The 16,285-nt window shown below is 52.4% G+C and carries 11 protein-coding genes; 4 read left to right on the top strand and 7 right to left on the bottom strand.

The genetic code is table 11. From position 1 onward, the window contains the following. Positions 1–64 precede the first annotated feature (64 nt). Positions 65–553 carry a GyrI-like domain-containing protein gene (locus tag AB9P05_RS10870; RefSeq protein ID WP_371908853.1) on the bottom strand — a complete coding sequence of 163 codons (489 nt, stop codon included), beginning with the start codon at positions 551–553 and terminating at the stop codon, positions 65–67. Between the two features lie 120 nt (positions 554–673). Here AB9P05_RS10870 and AB9P05_RS10875 point away from each other — a divergent pair, with 120 nt between their 5' ends. Continuing rightward, on the top strand, positions 674–1,495 hold the full coding sequence (locus AB9P05_RS10875; RefSeq protein ID WP_371908854.1) for a DJ-1/PfpI family protein: 822 nt from the start codon (positions 674–676) through the stop codon (positions 1,493–1,495). 173 nt (positions 1,496–1,668) lie between these two features. Beyond that, positions 1,669–1,920 carry a pinensin family lanthipeptide gene (locus AB9P05_RS10880; RefSeq protein WP_371908855.1) on the top strand — a complete coding sequence of 84 codons (252 nt, stop codon included), beginning with the start codon at positions 1,669–1,671 and terminating at the stop codon, positions 1,918–1,920. Between the two features lie 67 nt (positions 1,921–1,987). Here the strand turns inward: AB9P05_RS10880 and AB9P05_RS10885 are convergent, their stop codons facing one another. Next, complete coding sequence (locus AB9P05_RS10885) at positions 1,988–4,459, bottom strand: hypothetical protein (RefSeq protein WP_371908856.1); 2,472 nt, start codon at positions 4,457–4,459, stop codon at positions 1,988–1,990. A 102-nt stretch (positions 4,460–4,561) separates the two neighbouring features. Further along, a complete protein-coding gene (locus AB9P05_RS10890) occupies positions 4,562–5,638 on the bottom strand; it encodes an SDR family NAD(P)-dependent oxidoreductase (protein ID WP_371908857.1) in 1,077 nt (358 codons plus the stop codon). Positions 5,639–5,891: 253 nt separating this feature from the next. On the opposite strand from AB9P05_RS10890, the gene AB9P05_RS10895 reads away from it, so the two are divergent. Then, complete coding sequence (locus AB9P05_RS10895) at positions 5,892–6,485, top strand: hypothetical protein (protein WP_371908858.1); 594 nt, start codon at positions 5,892–5,894, stop codon at positions 6,483–6,485. Between the two features lie 737 nt (positions 6,486–7,222). Continuing rightward, positions 7,223–8,758 (top strand): hypothetical protein, encoded by a 1,536-nt coding sequence (locus AB9P05_RS10900; RefSeq protein ID WP_371908859.1) that lies wholly within the window; start codon positions 7,223–7,225, stop codon positions 8,756–8,758. Between the two features lie 793 nt (positions 8,759–9,551). Here AB9P05_RS10900 and AB9P05_RS10905 read toward each other — a convergent pair. The 4 genes from AB9P05_RS10905 to AB9P05_RS10920 form a co-directional block, all read right to left on the bottom strand. Beyond that, positions 9,552–11,057 (bottom strand): sulfatase, encoded by a 1,506-nt coding sequence (locus tag AB9P05_RS10905; protein WP_371908860.1) that lies wholly within the window; start codon positions 11,055–11,057, stop codon positions 9,552–9,554. Next, entirely contained in the window at positions 11,057–13,312 is a 2,256-nt protein-coding gene (locus tag AB9P05_RS10910) for a glycoside hydrolase family 3 N-terminal domain-containing protein (RefSeq protein ID WP_371908861.1), read from the bottom strand. Before AB9P05_RS10910 ends, AB9P05_RS10905 begins: the two co-directional genes overlap by 1 nt. Before the next feature lie 21 nt (positions 13,313–13,333). After that, positions 13,334–14,692 carry a glucoamylase family protein gene (locus AB9P05_RS10915; RefSeq protein WP_371908862.1) on the bottom strand — a complete coding sequence of 453 codons (1,359 nt, stop codon included), beginning with the start codon at positions 14,690–14,692 and terminating at the stop codon, positions 13,334–13,336. 106 nt (positions 14,693–14,798) lie between these two features. Continuing rightward, positions 14,799–16,283: a RagB/SusD family nutrient uptake outer membrane protein gene (locus AB9P05_RS10920; RefSeq protein WP_371908863.1), complete on the bottom strand. Its 1,485-nt coding sequence runs from the start codon at positions 16,281–16,283 to the stop codon at positions 14,799–14,801. Positions 16,284–16,285: the final 2 nt, after the last annotated feature.

A 16,285-nucleotide genomic window follows, 5' to 3' on the forward strand; every position in this document is an offset into this window, starting at 1 on the left:
TTAATCTATGGGGGTTGTCCTATGCAGGTCGCACCTATGCAGGTCGCACCTATGCAGGCCGCACCTATGCAGGCCGCACAGGTATGTAGACTTCTTCTTGGGAGCGGGGGTCTATTGGGCCGTAGTACTTTTTGCCCATGACCTCAAAATGGGGGCGCTGATCCAGCATGTATCCGCTTTTGGGTAGCCACTCTTCATAAATAAAGGCGGCTGTTTTGCTAAAATCCTTTGCCACTCCATGGTGAATGAAAACGGCATATCTGCCCTTGGGTATTTGGAGGGGCTTCATATTTCGAGGCAGGTTATCTGCGGAAGCTACTCTTACGGCAGCCCATTTTGTGAAAACAGTACTGTTATCAAAGGTGGCCATCTCAAAGCCGGAGGGGTAAATCTCCACTGAATAAAGGTCATGCCCTATGGGTTGGGGGATGGCCTGGCGGCGTGGCATAAAAGCCTGCCAAAGGATATTGGTCTGGTCCTTATTAAGTGACATTTCCATGGGCATCCCTGCCAGCAGAAACCCATCGGTCTGTATGATCCTTGCCTTTTCCATTATTATCCCAGTTTTACTAAAGCGGCAATGTACAATATTTTTGGCCGGATATTGCGTAATCCTGTCCTTGTGGGAGGGAGGTGATGGATTTACTTTTACGCTAAATCAACCCTGATAATTATGAGAAATTTTGTTTTAATTTCACTGGCAGCAGTGGCTATCCTTTTTGCCAGTGCTTACCGGTCTTTGCCAGAGGGCGGATTCTACTGCCCCCCCTGCGGTCTGGCTTGCGATGATGTGGTTTATGAGGAGGCAGGTCATTGTGTGCACTGCGGTATGGAGCTGGTGAACATGGCTACGGATGAAAGAGAAAAGCAAATGAATAATGATAAGATTACGGTGGCCTTTTACCTGCAGGACGGGGTAGAGGTGCTGGATTTTGCCGGGCCGCTGGAGGTTTTTTCCTACGCGGGCTTTGAGGTGTTTATTGTTTCTAAGACGAAGGATCCTATAATCTCGCAGGGGGTGCTGAGGGTGGTGCCGGACTATAGCCTGGATGATGCGCCGGAGGCTGATATACTGGCTTTTTTCGGGGGTAATTCAGGGCTGCCCACTAATGATCCGGAGGTAATCGACTGGGTGAAAAGCCGGGCTGAGGGGGCGGATCACTTGTTTTCGGTATGTACAGGGGCATTTATCCTGGGCCGGGCGGGTCAACTGGATGGGCTTACGGTGACTACTTTTCACCAAAGTATAGAGGGCTTGCGTGAGCTGGTACCGGAGGCGGATGTGCGGGCGGATGTGCGCTTTGTGGATAATGGCCGGGTGATAACCACGGCGGGTATCTCGGCGGGTATAGACGGGGCGCTGCACCTGGTGGCAAAGCTGAGAGGGAAGGAAGCGGCTGTACAGGCGGCGGGATATATGGAGTATGATAAGTGGGTGCCTGAAAACGGCCTGATTATAGGTGGTGCAGATCGTCTTAAGTATTATAACAGATAGATTTCAATATCATGTCATGTAAGGGCTTGTTTGCGTGCTGGTTATTATTTTGTATTTTAATAATGCCAGAGGGACGGGCGTATATAATGGGCTCTTCTCTGAGTACTCCACATAATAGCTGAAGCTAATGGAAGAGGCTGTTGTGTATTTATTTAACTTATAAACATAATGCTATGAAAAAAGAAAAGCTGTCTCTTGAAGTGATCTCTGTAAAAAGCTTTCAGACGAACCTGTCGGACCAAAAAGCACAAACGGTTAAGGGTGGGTATTACAGTGACTGCTGTACCCGCCAGTTTGTAGACTGCCAGTCCGGTGAAGGGTCGGGCGGATGTAATAGCTGTGGTGGTACGGGAGGCGGAGGCGGAGGCACAGGCCTGAACTGCGGCACCCGGGAGCTGATCACGTGTTACTCGCCGTGTGACTGATAATTGATATAGCCTTATTGAGAAAGCTGCCCCTTGGGGCAGCTTTTTTCGTTTTATCCAATCCTTTTTACCGGGTATATACCAATACTTCTTTCAGGTTGGCACCTGGCTCGTGAAAGGTGAGGTGTATCTTCTTTACTTTCTGGTTTACGGCCCAGTCGGCCCACTTCATGTATACCTGGAAGTATTCCTCTCCTATAGGGGTACGATTGCCGCGGGCGTCTTCTACTTCTATGGACATTCTGCCGTCTCCATTGGTGTCAAAGAAGTAGAGCCATGCAACTTCCTCCTCTTGCGGGAGGGTAATGGTGGTGGTAAGGGGGAGGTCAAAGCCTTTGCTGAAGTTGGGCTCATCGTCCAGTACGTTACCCTGTCCGGCCAGGGGGTCACCGGCCCCTGTCTGGTTGTCTACCAGTTCGGTACCTGCATTGGGCTTGTTATGACTTACCATAGGGGGGGTGAGGCGGTAGAGGCGCGGCAGATTCTTCTTTTTTGACGGCGTGGCTACTAGGCGGGCACTGGCGCCAGCAGAGGTCTGATCGTTATTCTGACTGGCAAATAGCATGACGGGCGATTCGCTTACCTCCTGTATGATGACCTCACCGCTTTCTGTGCGGGCTTGTAATTCTGTACCGGTGGGCTGTTTATCAGCAAAGCCTATCGCCTGACTGATGGTGACATTCTGTGGGAGGGGGAGGCGGAAGTCTTTAGTGGTGCTGCCGTCACTGGTGCCTCTCCATAGGACGTAAGCGGGGGTTTGTCCATCTTCATGCAGCCATTTTTGTACGCGTATGTTTTTATCACCGGAGGGTAGCCAGCTATGGAAGCGGTAGTCACCGAGGCGGTGGAGGAGGGTATTGGCGTAGTACCAGGCGGGCTTTTTGGCGTAGTCAGCATCGCGTGACTTGAGGAATCCACTGGTGCGGTATTTGCCTTTGGCGTATTTTCCGGTGAGGACATCTACATCACGTAGCATATACATGTAGAGTTCATCGATGGGGAGGGCGGCATGGTATAGTGCTCCGCGGATGATCCACTCGGCCTGTACCTGCTCTTCGTTCTTATTGCCAATGGCGGGCGCCCGCTGGCCGCTCTGGGGGTGGGTGTCCCAGCCGTATTCTGTACGCCAGTACGCTACGCTGTCGGGCAGCCAGCGGTCTATCCAGTGGCCTATTTCTTCGGTATGGGTATAGAGGAGGAGGCTGTCGGCTTCGGGGCTGATGCCGGCCTTGCTGTAGCCTTGGCCGCCTGCGGTATTGCTGTAGTGGTGGTCGGCAAGGGCGGCGAAGGGGTAGGGCTTACCGAATGCCTCGAACCACATGGCTACGGCTTTTTTGCGGTGAATGTCGGGCCGGGCATCGGGTGCGTCGAGGAGGCCAACGTATCGCTCTGCGGTCCGGAGGCTGTCGTATACCTGGCTGACCATGGGGGCGTACTCCCATGCGAGCATGAGGGACTGGCGGTCGTCCCAGTTTTTGTCCCACTCATTGCCTATCTGCAGGTAGCGGATCTGACCCGGTGCGCCCTCATCATTTTTTCGGGGCTGGCCGTACTTATCGGCCCAAATGCGATGGTACTGGGCGTACTGTCCGAACATACCGCCGAGCATCATGGTGTCGTATGATGCGGGGGGGGCGGGTGCCCAGTTGTTGGAGCCGGTGTTGTTTCTGAGCCAGGTGGGGGTGGCTTTGAGTACGGGCCAGTTTTCGAGGCCCAGCCGGGCCATGTTATTGTAGTACCGGTTAAAGTTAAAGCCGTTCCTGGAGTTTCCTTCAAACAGGAGGGTGTCTTCTTTGTATTCTACCCACTCCCAGTTATGATAGTTTCTTAGCCTGCTAAAGGCCATTTTAGGGCCCTGGGGGTCGTCGTTAAAGGTATTGACTCCCCAAAAATCCTTAATGAGGGCATGCTGTGTGGGGGTGTTGTATTCAGGTATTTCTTCCAGGTCTTTTACTTTTTCTCCATAAAATACGATCTCCATGGGGGCACGTGGGGAGGAGTTGGTGCTGTCTGCGGCATCTACCTGTATGAGCACGCGCCGGGTGGGTTGGTGACTGGCGGGTGTGACGGTGGTCCACTTCATGTAGCGCTGGAGGGTGGTGTCTACTATCTGGTGGGCCTGCCTGCTGTCTTGGCGGACCCAGTCGGGTACATCGCCGCTGTAGATGGTGAAGCGTCCTTCGCCGGGGCCGTCAAAAAAGGCTATCTCATGTATGCGGTAGTAGCCGGGAAAGTCTATGGTGATCCATGGCTTTACCTCGCGGGGGGTGCCTTTGCCCATCCAGTTATTGCGGGGGGTGGGCTGCCACTCTGACTTGGCGGGCTTTTCGAGGTTGCGGCCCAGTTCCTGCTCGTCTACGAGGCGGATGGCCTGATCGGACTTGGTGGTGAAGTAGCTGTTTACATACACGACGCCATATTTTCCGTCGAGATCGATAGGAATAACCTGCTTTTCTTCCTGCCCGCAGGCTATGAACCCGGGCAGGATGAATAGCAGTGTGTAGAGGTATGCTGAGGAGATGATGCGGTTGTTTTTCATATGTTACTTAGTGGTCCGGCAAAGGGCATGCCATATGGCCAATCATACTAAAAGTATAATTTTTATGGAAAAAAACCGCATAGGTGCCTGTCAGTCTTTGTTTTAATGGGCTTCTCCGTTGCCGTTACCATTGCCATTAGTGGGCAGGTGCAGGCGCGCGATTTCCATTTCGTTGTTTTTACGGGCGGCCTCATCGGTTAGGCGGGTCCAGGCGGTTCTTTCCTTTTCGTACTTGGTCTCATAGCCGTAGGATGAGGCACTATTGCCGTCGCCTTCTGGCAACATGTGGCTGTCGGCATACTCGAACATACGGAGCATGAGTGAAGGGCTTATGCCATATACAAAGTTTGCCAGGCGTGCGGGAAGGGTAAGAATGATCTCGGGTGTACCGCGGCGGCATGCCTTGAGTATTTTAGCGGCTGCTTTTTCGGCATTAGCGGATAGTACTGGGAGGGAGTCACTGATTTTGAACCAGCGGTATTCTTTTTCATAATCGCCTTTTACGCGGCTATTGCGTGGGCTGCCGGTGCGCATAAGGCCGGGGCAGGCGGTGGTGACGATGATGTTCTTTTTCCTGAGGGAGGTGTACATGCCTTCGCTCAGTGCGGTAAGGGCAAACTTACTGGTACTGTAGGGGAGGAGATGGGGGAAGCTTATCTTACCGCCAATACTGGATATGTTGATGATACGGCCTTCTCCCTGCTCTTCCATAAGGGGTATGGCGGCCTGCATAAAGCGCAGGGGGGCGTAGAAGTGGATCTTCATGAGCTCCTGGTAGTCTTTAATAGACATGTTTTCCTGGGGGCCTACGAGTATCTGGCCGGCATTATTGATGAGCACATCGAGGCCATGAAAGTAGTTGGAGACTTTTTCAACGGCATTGCTGATGTCGGTGGCGCGGGTGATGTCGCACTGTATAGTGAGTACATCCCAGGCGCCGTGTGCACGTAGCTGGTGGTGTGCCGCTTCGAGCTCTTCCTCATCACGTGCACAGATGGCGATTCGTGCGCCCTGTTCGGCAAGTTGCCTGGCCATAACGAGGCCGAGGCCTCTGGAGCCTCCGGTGACGAGGACTACTTTATCGTGAAAACTGTATTTTGAAGCAAGAATTTCGCGGGCAATGGCTCTTCCTGCAAGGAAGCCACCTAGGGCAATACCCAATTTGTGCCAATCTTTCATATAGTCGTATTTATCCTAGTATAACGCGCATGGGCGGCCAGTGTTAAAAGTTTATTGGATATGCTGGCAGAAGGTGGGGGTAGTATGCGGGGGATGGCTTAGGAATGTACTTACAGGGGCTACAGATAGTGACTGTGAAGGGGACTTTTTCAAGAAACAGTATTCTGGTGTGGATGGAAGATAATCTGTTTAAGATAAGGGGGTTACATTTTCCCATTCACATTATTAATCATCGAACTAACCTATATTTTTTATGAAAATGTACTTTTTAACTGGCTTTTTGATATTCTCTTTTGGAATAGGTATGGGCCAGTCTCCGGATGCTGAGCTGGCAGGAAAGGTTTGCGCCTCGATGGATGATGTGGATTTTAGTATGGATGAAACGGAACTTAATGAGCTGGTGATGCAGTCTATTCAGAATGTGTATAAGGAGGAGACGGAGTTGATAGTGAAGGCAATGAATGTTCATATGGAGGCTAATGAGGGTATGACGCAGCAGGAGGCGGGACTGGTGATCGGTAACGCGGTCCGGCTGGAGCTGATGGATAACTGCGAGAATTTTCAGCGGATCACAATGTTTAAAGGTAAGCCTGTGCCTGAAATTTCTGATCTGACGAGAAAGGTGGGTGAGGAGATAACGGAGGATATAGCTGGAAAGGAAAAAAATGGTGGGTTGACAATGGAAATAATAGATAAGGCGATGTCGGAGGCTATGGATAAATATGGGGCGGAGATTGATAAGCAATTCGGAAAGAGGTATTCGCTGGAGTTTTCAGATCAGCTTACGGCCTATTTACAGACGGAAAGCCGACCGTACATGAGGTGGATGGTTAACCGTAAAAGGTGAAAAAGTACAATTTAACTCCTGAGGGTGCTTAAAGGTATTGAAAAATACTGACGTTATAGGATTCCTATAGGTAAAGCATACTCATGGCGGATTAGTTACGAGCGAGAGACGGCTTAGAGACGAAGCAGTTCGGTGTGGATAACTGTGAAAGCCGGTGGTATGCTGTGGTGGCTAAATTAGTGGATTGTTAGGAAAGTGCAAAGGTGTGTTTGTGCGTTTCCGGCGCTATGGCAGGGGGGATCAGGGGCTCTGGGTTGAATAGTGGATTTGTTTGGGGGACATTCTGCGGGTATCACGGAAGGATGGACCTCGAAAGTCGGACCTCTCCACCAGGTGGGGAATGATTAGTGCTTATTGCTGCAGAGTGCCATATTTTTATACGCAAATCATTCAAAATTAGCCCTTAGTTTGACGGCTATGTTTATCTGAGGAAAGGGGAATTGGTGCTTAGGTTGTGGGCTATGCTGATAGGAAGTGGACTGAAATTTACAGTGGGGCCTGCCTTTTTAATCGTGGCGCCTTCCGGAAGATTAGTTGGGGGGCTGGGATGCGGTGTGAATTATTTGCAGAATGTGTGATGCGTAGCATGATGTAATGGCTGTGCATATTTTTTTCTTCTGCGTATGCCTGTTTTTTTCATGCACCTAGAAAGGGATCAGGTGTGTCCGTTTATATAATTGCCCTTTCAAAATTAATATAGATCCTATTTATTGTAGAAAAATACACCAGGTCTATATTTGAAATTTAACCGAACATATTACAGATTCAGTGACCTATTGGTAAAGGGATGGGTGTGGGTAGGCGTTTTACTGGGAGTAGCCTATGCCATTATCCTGTTTGGTTTTATCACGGTAGTGTGGGAATGCGCCCGGTACACTTATTTTCATGTTGAGGGATGGCAGGTACCTTTCATCCTTTCAGAGGGGGATTCTACTATTCTCTATTATAGCTCGGCCCTTACTGCTTCGGTTTTTGGCCTATTTGCCGGCTTCAGGTTTGCCCTCGAAAATTCGATCAGATGGAGGCAACCGCGTTTAAAACTACATCAGCGAAGCCTGATTAATCTGCAAACCGTGCTGTTTTACGTATTCCTGTATATTCTCGGTAAAGCGCTGCTATACATTCCGATGTTCTACGCGGCTTTTCGTATCCCCTATCGCCAGTCTGTTTTCGGTAGCTATCCTATACTGTACTTTCTCTTCCCATTGGTGATGTTTCTTATGATGTGGCCGCCTATGTTGCGGAAGACAGGAAGGCACGGTCAAAAGTGGCTGGGGTTCACATTTCTTATGGTAAGCATACTGGCCGCCGTAATCGCTCAGTGGCGACCTATAGACGCTAAGAGGATAGACGATAGCTGGCTTGCCTCAGATGTTTTTATTCATAATAATATAGAGGTGCCGGAAGCAAGCAGCGGAAACTTTAATTACCGGTCATCTCTTTTCCTGGGACTGTTTATTTCCCATGACGGTGATAGGGAGCGGATATTTAAAACCAGGGTTGGGCGCTATGAATTTGAAGAGGTCACGTTGGATTCAGTGCCTGCCTTAGTTGCCATGGAAAAAGCCAGGCTGGCTGAAGCAGAGCTTGTGCTTCCCGTGTTGTACATAGACCGAAATGTGCGAATGCAATACGTCAATGACCTTATTTTCAGGTTTAGTAAAATAGGTGTCCGTCATATCAGGATCAATACAGCAGTTCCTTCACCGGGCCTCTATGATAATACCTTAGACCCAACGTATGGTATGGATTTCATAATACCCTTCTATTATGCTGAGTTTGAAACATTTCTTAATGAAGCTGAGGAAATAGGGTCGGACAATCGAAGGCTGGTCTTACCAATACATCATTGGGCATATCGTACGGAAAGCTATAAGCTGGTAAATCATATCAAAGTCGATCTGTCTGCAGATGGGAGCATCACCTTGAATGGACAGTCGGTAGGTAATAAGAAATTGGGAGAGGTGGTGTATTCCCTCATCAAAAGGTTTCCCCAAAGACATGCTATAGTCTACGATGTGGCACCGGAAGCCAGATTTGAAGATTACATCAGAGTCAAAGACATTATCAGACAACAATACATTCTGTACCGGAAAGAAATAAGGGAGCAAATAGGAAAAGAATTTGACTCATCCTACATCTATTTAAAATATACCAATTTTGTGGGAATAGCTCCTTATGAGATCATAGAATTGACACCGGGGGAGAAACGGCTTATCCGGCTAAAGGAGCGTTTTCCGGTAAAATATACCTACGGAGGTATTGTAGATTGATCACACACATAACTAACATGGCATTAGCCCGGGCGGGACGAGGTGTCTGTAGAAATTCAGAATGAACGTATTTAGCTCCAGCGGAGCGGGATAATTGGCTGTCAGTGTTTTTTATGGTTGGGATGTAAGCAAGCTTTGGTATCAGGGCCCGGAAGTTCGGGCCTCTCCCCAAGAGGGGAATTAATTTGTGCCTATTGCTACAGGGGTGCTTAGGCTGCGTGCCTACGGCACTGAGGGTTGATCTGGCATCTGGAGCTACAAAGGCTGCGTCCCGAAGGGACTTGCCTATTGGTTAGGCTTAGGCGGGTCAGTCTGAGCGTCTCTGCCCTGATGAAATATGCGTGTTGTTATCTGTCGCGGAATGAGGCCCAGCCGGATGCGGCCCAGCCGGATGCGGCCCAGCCGGATGCGGCCCACCGAAAGTCGGCCCACCGAAAGTTGGCCCACCGAGAGTCGGACCACCGAAAGTCGGACCACCCTAATGAAAAAACTTTGGAACGTTTTTTCATCTGTCCCCACCCCCAGGGGGGGGAATTATTTGTGCCTACCGCTGCAGAGTGCCATATTTTTGTACGCAAATCATTCAAAATTAGCCCTTAGCTTGACGACTATATTTATCTGAGGAAAGGGAATTGGTGCTTAGGTTGATGGCTATGCTCCCTCGGGGGCAGGCACAAAAGCGTGACTATGGAAAGCGAAAGCCGGACTTCTCCTATTATCACAGGCGGGGAGTTTTGTGGCAAAAAAAAGAAGGGCACTCACCCTTCTCTTTTTCACCATTTCAATATGAAGATTAATACGTATCGCGGTAGTAATGATCGAACCTGGCCCCGCGGTCTCTGCGGAGGGGTATGGACATGCCGCCGGACTCTTCGAGCCAGTCGAAGAGGTCGTTTCGCAGCTCTTTACTGAGGGGCTTGAGGGAGTCTTCGGTGATGAGGTTGCGCATTTCCCAGGGGTCGTTTTCCAGGTCGTATAGTTCGTTGATGTCCCAGATGCCGTAGTAGCGTATGTACTTGTACTTATCGGTCCGTACGGCATGTACGGTGGGGGTCTGGGGAAAGGGTCTCTCCCAGAAGTATTCGTAGTATATCCTGTCGCGCCAGGGGATGTCCTGGCCTTTTAGCAGGGGGGTGAATGAGGCGCCGTCCATGTTGGCGGGTTTTGTGAGACCTGCGAGTTCGAGTAGGGTGGGTGCAATGTCGATGTTCTGCACCATCTGGCTGATCTTGCCTTGTTTGATCATGTCACCGCCGCCATATACGAGCAGGGGCACGCGGATGCTCTCTTCGTAGGCGTGGCGCTTATCTATAAGGCCATGCTCGCCAAATGAAAAGCCATTGTCTCCCATGTAGAAGATGAGGGTGTTATCGAGCATATCATTTTGCTCGAGGTAGTCGAGTACCTGGCCTATGCTTTCGTCTACGGAGAGGAGGGTCTCATTGTACCGGCGGTAGAACTCGGGAAAGGAGATTTGCCCGTGGTACATGTAGTCTACTCCATGCCAGCTATTGCGCTGTGCCTTTACCCAGTTGGGCAGGAGGTGGTAGCGGTAGTCGAGGGTGTCGGTGGCAGGGGGGTACATGCTGGGAGGGTAGGCGGGTTCTTCGCCGAGGTAGGCATCGCGGTGCCGGGGGGCGGGGGCAAACTCGGAGTGTACGCCTTTGTGTGAGAGGTAGAGGAAGAAGGGTTTTTCTCCGTCCTGTTCTTTGATAAAGTCGAGGGCATAGTCTGTGAGGAGGTCGGTGACGTAGGTGCTGTCTTTAAAGGCTTTTTCTTTCCCGTCTACATTGAGGGTGGGGTTGTAGTACTGGCCTTGTCCGCGGAAGCTGACCCAGTGGTCGAAGCCGGGGCGTGGGTCGGCGTGGTGTTCGCCCATGTGCCACTTACCTATAAAGGCGGTATTGTAGCCGGCCTTTTGCAGGTACTCGGGAAAAAACACGGATGAGTCAGCGACGAGTGACTGGTTGTCTATGACGCCGTGGCGGTGTGAGAACTGCCCGGTCAGTATGGAGGCGCGGCTGGGTGAGCAGAGTGATGTGGTAACGAAGGCGTTTTCCACATGCACGCCCCCGGCGGCCATGCGGTCCATAGCGGGGGTCTGCAGAAAGGGGACTTTACCGGTGAAGCCCATGAAGTCGTAGCGGTGGTCATCACTGAGGATAAACACGATGTTTTTGGGCTTATTGCCTGTCTGCTGTAGCTGCAGGTTCTGTGGGGGAGCCTGCCGCCCGGTGGCCTGTTGGCAGGCGTGGGCGGCGGGCAGCAAAAGAAGTATGAGGTAAAACAGGGGTCTCATTACTGGCTGTTATCTGTGAGGGTGAAATCTGCCTCTTTGGTGTCAGCGGAACTGGTACCAATAAATACTTTGAAGTCCCCGGGTTCGGCTTTGTGGCTCATGTCGCGGGTGTAAAAAGCGAGGTCATCTGTGTGTATGGTAAAGGTGACAGTCTGTGACTGTCCGGGCTGGAGGCTTATTTTCTGAAAGCCTTTGAGCTCTTTTACGGGGCGGGTGACGCTGCCTACGAGGTCGCGTATGTATAGCTGTACGACTTCTTCGCCTTCTCTGTCGCCACTATTAGTGACCTGAACGGAGGCGGTAAGGGAGCCGCCCATATCGAGGCTGTTCTGACTAAGGCTGACATCGCCGTAGCTGAATGTGGTGTAGCTGAGGCCATGGCCAAAGGGGTAGAGGGGCTGATTGGGCACGTCGAGGTATTTACTGGTGTATTTTTGCTCTTCGAGAAAGGGCCTTCCGGTGTTCTTCATGCTGTAGTAGATGGGGATCTGGCCTACGTTACGGGGAAAGGTGATGGTGAGCTTGCCGGCGGGGTTGTAGTTGCCAAAGAGGACATCGGCAATGGCGGGGCCTGACTGGGTGCCGAGGTGCCAGGCGTACAGGATGGCGGGCACGTTATCGTGCATCCACGTGATGGTGAGGGGCCTGCCTGCCATGACTACGGTTACTAGGGGTTTACCGGTGGCGTGTACTTTTTCGAGGAGGGCCTGCTGGGGGCCGGGCAGTCCGAGCTGGGAGCGGCTGGCGGCTTCTCCACTCTGGCGGTAGTTTTCGCCAATGGCCATGATGACGAGGTCGGCGGCATTGGCTGCGCTGATGGCTTCTTCAAATCCGCTCTGGTCGTCTCCTTCAAATCCGGCACCTTTGACGTATTGGATATCGGCATTGGGGGCGGCTTCTCTGAGGCTGGCGAGGAGGGTCTTTACTTTGGACTCGTCTCCGGAGGCGTGCCAGGTACCGAGCAGGTCTATCTTGTTGTCTGCAAGGGGACCGATGAGGGCTATTTTCCGGGTGCTTTGAGAAAGGGGCAGAAGGGGGCTGCCGTTCACTTCTTCGTTTTTTAACAGCACCATTGATTTTTTAGCGGACTCGAGGGCATGGTCCATGAGCTCTGTGGAGAAGACAGTTTCTTTTTCCCTGTTCTCATCCATGTAGCGGTAGGGGTCTTCAAAGAGGCCGAGGTCTATTTTTGCCTGCAGGATAAGGCGAACGGAATTGTCTATTTCCGCCAGGGGTACTTTTCCCTCTTCTACGAGTTGTGCGAGGTATTGATTAAATACGCCGCCCTGCATATCCATATCGATACCGGCATTGATGGCGAGGGCCGCGGCTTCTTTTTCGTCTTTAACGACGCCGTGTGGTACCATTTCGTTAATGGAGGTGTAGTCGGTGACGACAAAGCCTTGGAATCCCCACTCTTCTCTGAGGATGTCTTTCATAAGGTAGCTGCTGCCGCTGGCGGGTACGCCGTCTACTTCATTGAAGGATGACATGACGGTGGCTACGCCTGCATCGATGGCGGCTTTGTAGGGGGGGAGGTAGGTCTCGCGGAGTACGCGCTCGGACATGTCTACGGTATGGTAATCGCGTCCTGCCTGTGCGGCCCCGTAGGCGGCAAAGTGCTTGACGCAGGCGAGGAGTGTGAAGGGGTCTGTGAGGTCGTCGCCCTGGTAGCCTTTAACTTTTGCCTCGGCAATGCGGCTTACGAGGTAGGTGTCTTCGCCTCCGCCTTCGGCAATACGGCCCCAGCGTGGATCTCTGGCAATGTCTACCATGGGATTAAAGGTCCAGTTGAGCCCGGCGGAAGCGGCTTCTTTGGCGGATAGGCGGGCGGACTCGCGCATCATGTCGAGGTCCCATGAACAGGCCTGGGCCAGCGGAATAGGGAAGATCGTCTTGTAGCCATGGATGACGTCATAGCCAAACAGCAGGGGTATGCCGAGCCGTGTTTCTTCCACAGCCATGCGCTGCAGGTCACGGGCATAGCCTACCGTATGGGCATTGAATAATCCTCCTACTCTGCCGGACACCAGTTCCTGTTTGTAATCATCATTGAGTGTGGGACCTGTAACGTCCCAGCCGCTGGTGTATAGGGTAAGCTGGCCTATCTTTTCCTCAAGGGTCATTTCGGCCATCAGAGAGTCTATAAAGTCGTTGCCGCCCTGTGCGATGCCGGTTTTGCGGGGCTGGGCATCGGACTGGCATCCGGGCAGGCAGATGAAAAAGAGGCCTGCAAAAAATAAAATGTATCGCATCTGTAGATTTTTCGGGTTTCTTTAATAGGTGAAATCAAGCTTATCGAGCCCTTGCTGTACTTCGGGGCAAGACATGAAAAGGTCCCACAGGAGTCCTGTACGGTGGTTTTCCATCATTACGACAATGGGGCCCTGGTCTATGGCGAGGTAGCGCTGGGGATAGAAGTTCTTCTCTTCGCTAAAGGCGTCATAGAATCCGGCCACGCCCCATACTTTGCTGCCGAGCTCTTCGTAGAAGTAGCGCATGGCGGCCATGCTTTTATCGGGTGTGTAGGGTATGGAGGAGAGGGCAGCGGTGGGTGATATCACGCCAAGGTCGTTGCCGGGCCGGTGGCCGGCGTAGCCGTTTACGCTGTAGCTGGCGGTAAGCCCCCAGCAGTTTTCGCCATAGCCTTCGTAGTTATTGGGGTTTTCGACGCACCAGTCATAGTTGATGAGGCTATGGTTGGTATTGTGCTCCCAGTAGTTGGTGTAGCGGTCGCTGAGGTTGCGGGGGTCTAGCCCGAGGTAGCTGTAGTGTGCCCAGAATAGGGGGCCTCCATAGGCTTCGGCGCCATTATGGTGGAGGTCTAGGCGGTGTCCGTAGGCTTCGACGGGGTCTACGATGTTTCCGTTACGTGCCCAGCCCTCATGGTATACTTCTGCGGGTATGCCGTGGGTGGGTGATGAGGCTGCGAGTACGTAGGTGATGAGGCACTCGTTATAGCCGCGGAGGGGGAAGTTCATGTCCCAGCCAAAATTGGGTGACCAGTGCCAGTAAAGCACGTTTTCTCCGTCGCGGCGGTACCAGTCCCATTCGACTTCCTGCCAGAGGGTGTCTATATCGGCGGCAAGTTGCTGTTCTTCCTGGCTGCCGTCTTTAAAGTATTGTCTTACGCAAAGGAGTCCCTGTATCATGAAGGAGGTCTCCACGAGGTCGCCGCCGTTGTCTTTGGCGCTAAAGGGCTTCACCTGCCCGGTTTCGCCGTTCATCCAATGTGGCCACACGCCATGAAAGCGGTCGGCTGTTTCGAGAAAGTCGACAATTTGACGTAGTCGTTGGTAGCCTTGCTGCCTGGTGATCCAGCCGCGCTCTATTCCTACGAGGAGGGCCATAACGCCAAAGCCACCACCGCCTGAGGTAACGATATTCTTATCGTCCTGGGGGTATACATTGTCGGCATGGAAACGCTCGCGGGCCACCCCGGACTGTGGTTCGGCGTAGTCGTAAAAGTAGCGGAAGGTCTGCTCATGCACCATGTCGAACAGCTCCTGGTCGCTAAGGGAGGGTACTGTGTCGGGTGGGGGGTTCTGGCCGGAGTTTGTAGCGGTTTGTTCATCGGAACAAGCTATGAGCAGCCAGATACTGCAGAGGCAGAGTATACCGGTGTATTTGAACATGAAGGGTTCTGTTATGGGTAAGGGTGAAAAAATGGGGAACCTGCGGGAAGCGGGGTGATACGGGCACCCCGGCTTCCCTTGGTTCTGAGTTAAGGCATTAAGGGGCTTAGTTCCAGCCGTCGTTCTGGCTGAGGTCGCCCCCGGTAAGGTCTACTTCCTGCTGGGGAATGGGCCAGTAAATGTGGCGCGTGGGGTCGAAATTGGTCTTACCGACTGCGCGCATGGCTTCTTCGAGACGTCCCTGACTTTTGAGGTCAAACCATCTTTGCTGCTCCATGGCGAGTTCCCAGCGGCGTTCATTCCATATGGCGGTGCGTAGCTGTGCCTGGTCGCTGGTAGTGACGTCGGGCAGGATGTCCATGTCTCCCCCGCGGGCACGCTGGCGAACCATGTTGAGGTACATTTGGGCTTTGCCTGTCTGGTTAAGCTCATTGGCTGCCTCGGCGGCTACAAGGAGTATGTCGGCGAGGCGGAGGAGTCGGATATTGCCTTCGGCTGCTCCCTGGTTTATCTGCTCGGATACCCATGCTTTCTGGTTATAGCGCTCCCCTTCGAGGTTGGGGTTGTCTACGATGACGGCTGAACCGTCGGGCAGTTCTTCCCCTACGTAGAGAATAGTGGCATCGCGGCGTGGGTCTTGGGGGTCGAATGAGGCTTCGAGTTCGGGTGAGGGCCAGTTAAAGCCCCATCCGAGGTTGGGGTTACCGCGTACGCCCTGTACCTGGTTGAACTGTGAGCCACCTCCGCCTTGTCCGTGACCGACCTGTGAGCTGGTGGCCGATACTTCGAATATGGACCCTGATCCATGCTCGCCGGCAACGCGGAAGATCATGGCAAAATCAGGAGCCAGTGAATACTCACCGGAGTTGATGACTTGCTCGGCAGTGGTAAGGGCATCATCATAGTTGTCACGCCAGAGATATACTTTGGCAAGGAAACCGAGGGCTGCGCCGCGGGTGGCACGGCCTAGTTCGGTGCTTGGGTACTCGCTTTTTTCAGGAAGTACGGCTGCTGCATCAATGAGGTCCTGCTCTATCTGGTCTAGTACCTGGGCCTCGGTGGCCCTGGTGATGCCCTCCGCGCTGATGGTGGGCCCGGTAAGGAGGGGCACGCCTCCGAATCCTCTTACGAGAAAGAAATAGAAGTAGGCGCGCAGGAATTTAGCCTCGCCCACGAGGCGCTGTCCGAGGTCATCATTGATATTGGCCCGGGGTACTTTGTCTATGACTTCATTGGCCCGGCGTATGCCCCGGTAGTAGCCACTCCATACGCCTCCGAATGCGATATTGAACTGGTCGTATGTATAGTCGTCGAGCTCACGGAGGAAGGCTGCATCGTTGGGGGTGCTTCCTTTTACTGCATCATCGGAGTGGATGTCGGTAAGCCCTATGTAGCTGAATACGTGAACGGACCAGTCGCGTAGCATAAAGTACACGGCATTGGTGGCCTCTATGGCCTGTTCTTCTGTTTCAAAAAAGTTGCTGGCTGTTTGCTGTACCAATGGGTCCTGCTCAAGGAAATCTTCTCCGCAGGAGCTCACGGTGCAGGTGGCGGCTGTGCCTAGAAAGATGTATAAAAACCACTTCTTCATAT

This window comes from Roseivirga sp. BDSF3-8 (assembly GCF_041449215.1).
Lineage (GTDB): Bacteria > Bacteroidota > Bacteroidia > Cytophagales > Cyclobacteriaceae > JBGNFV01.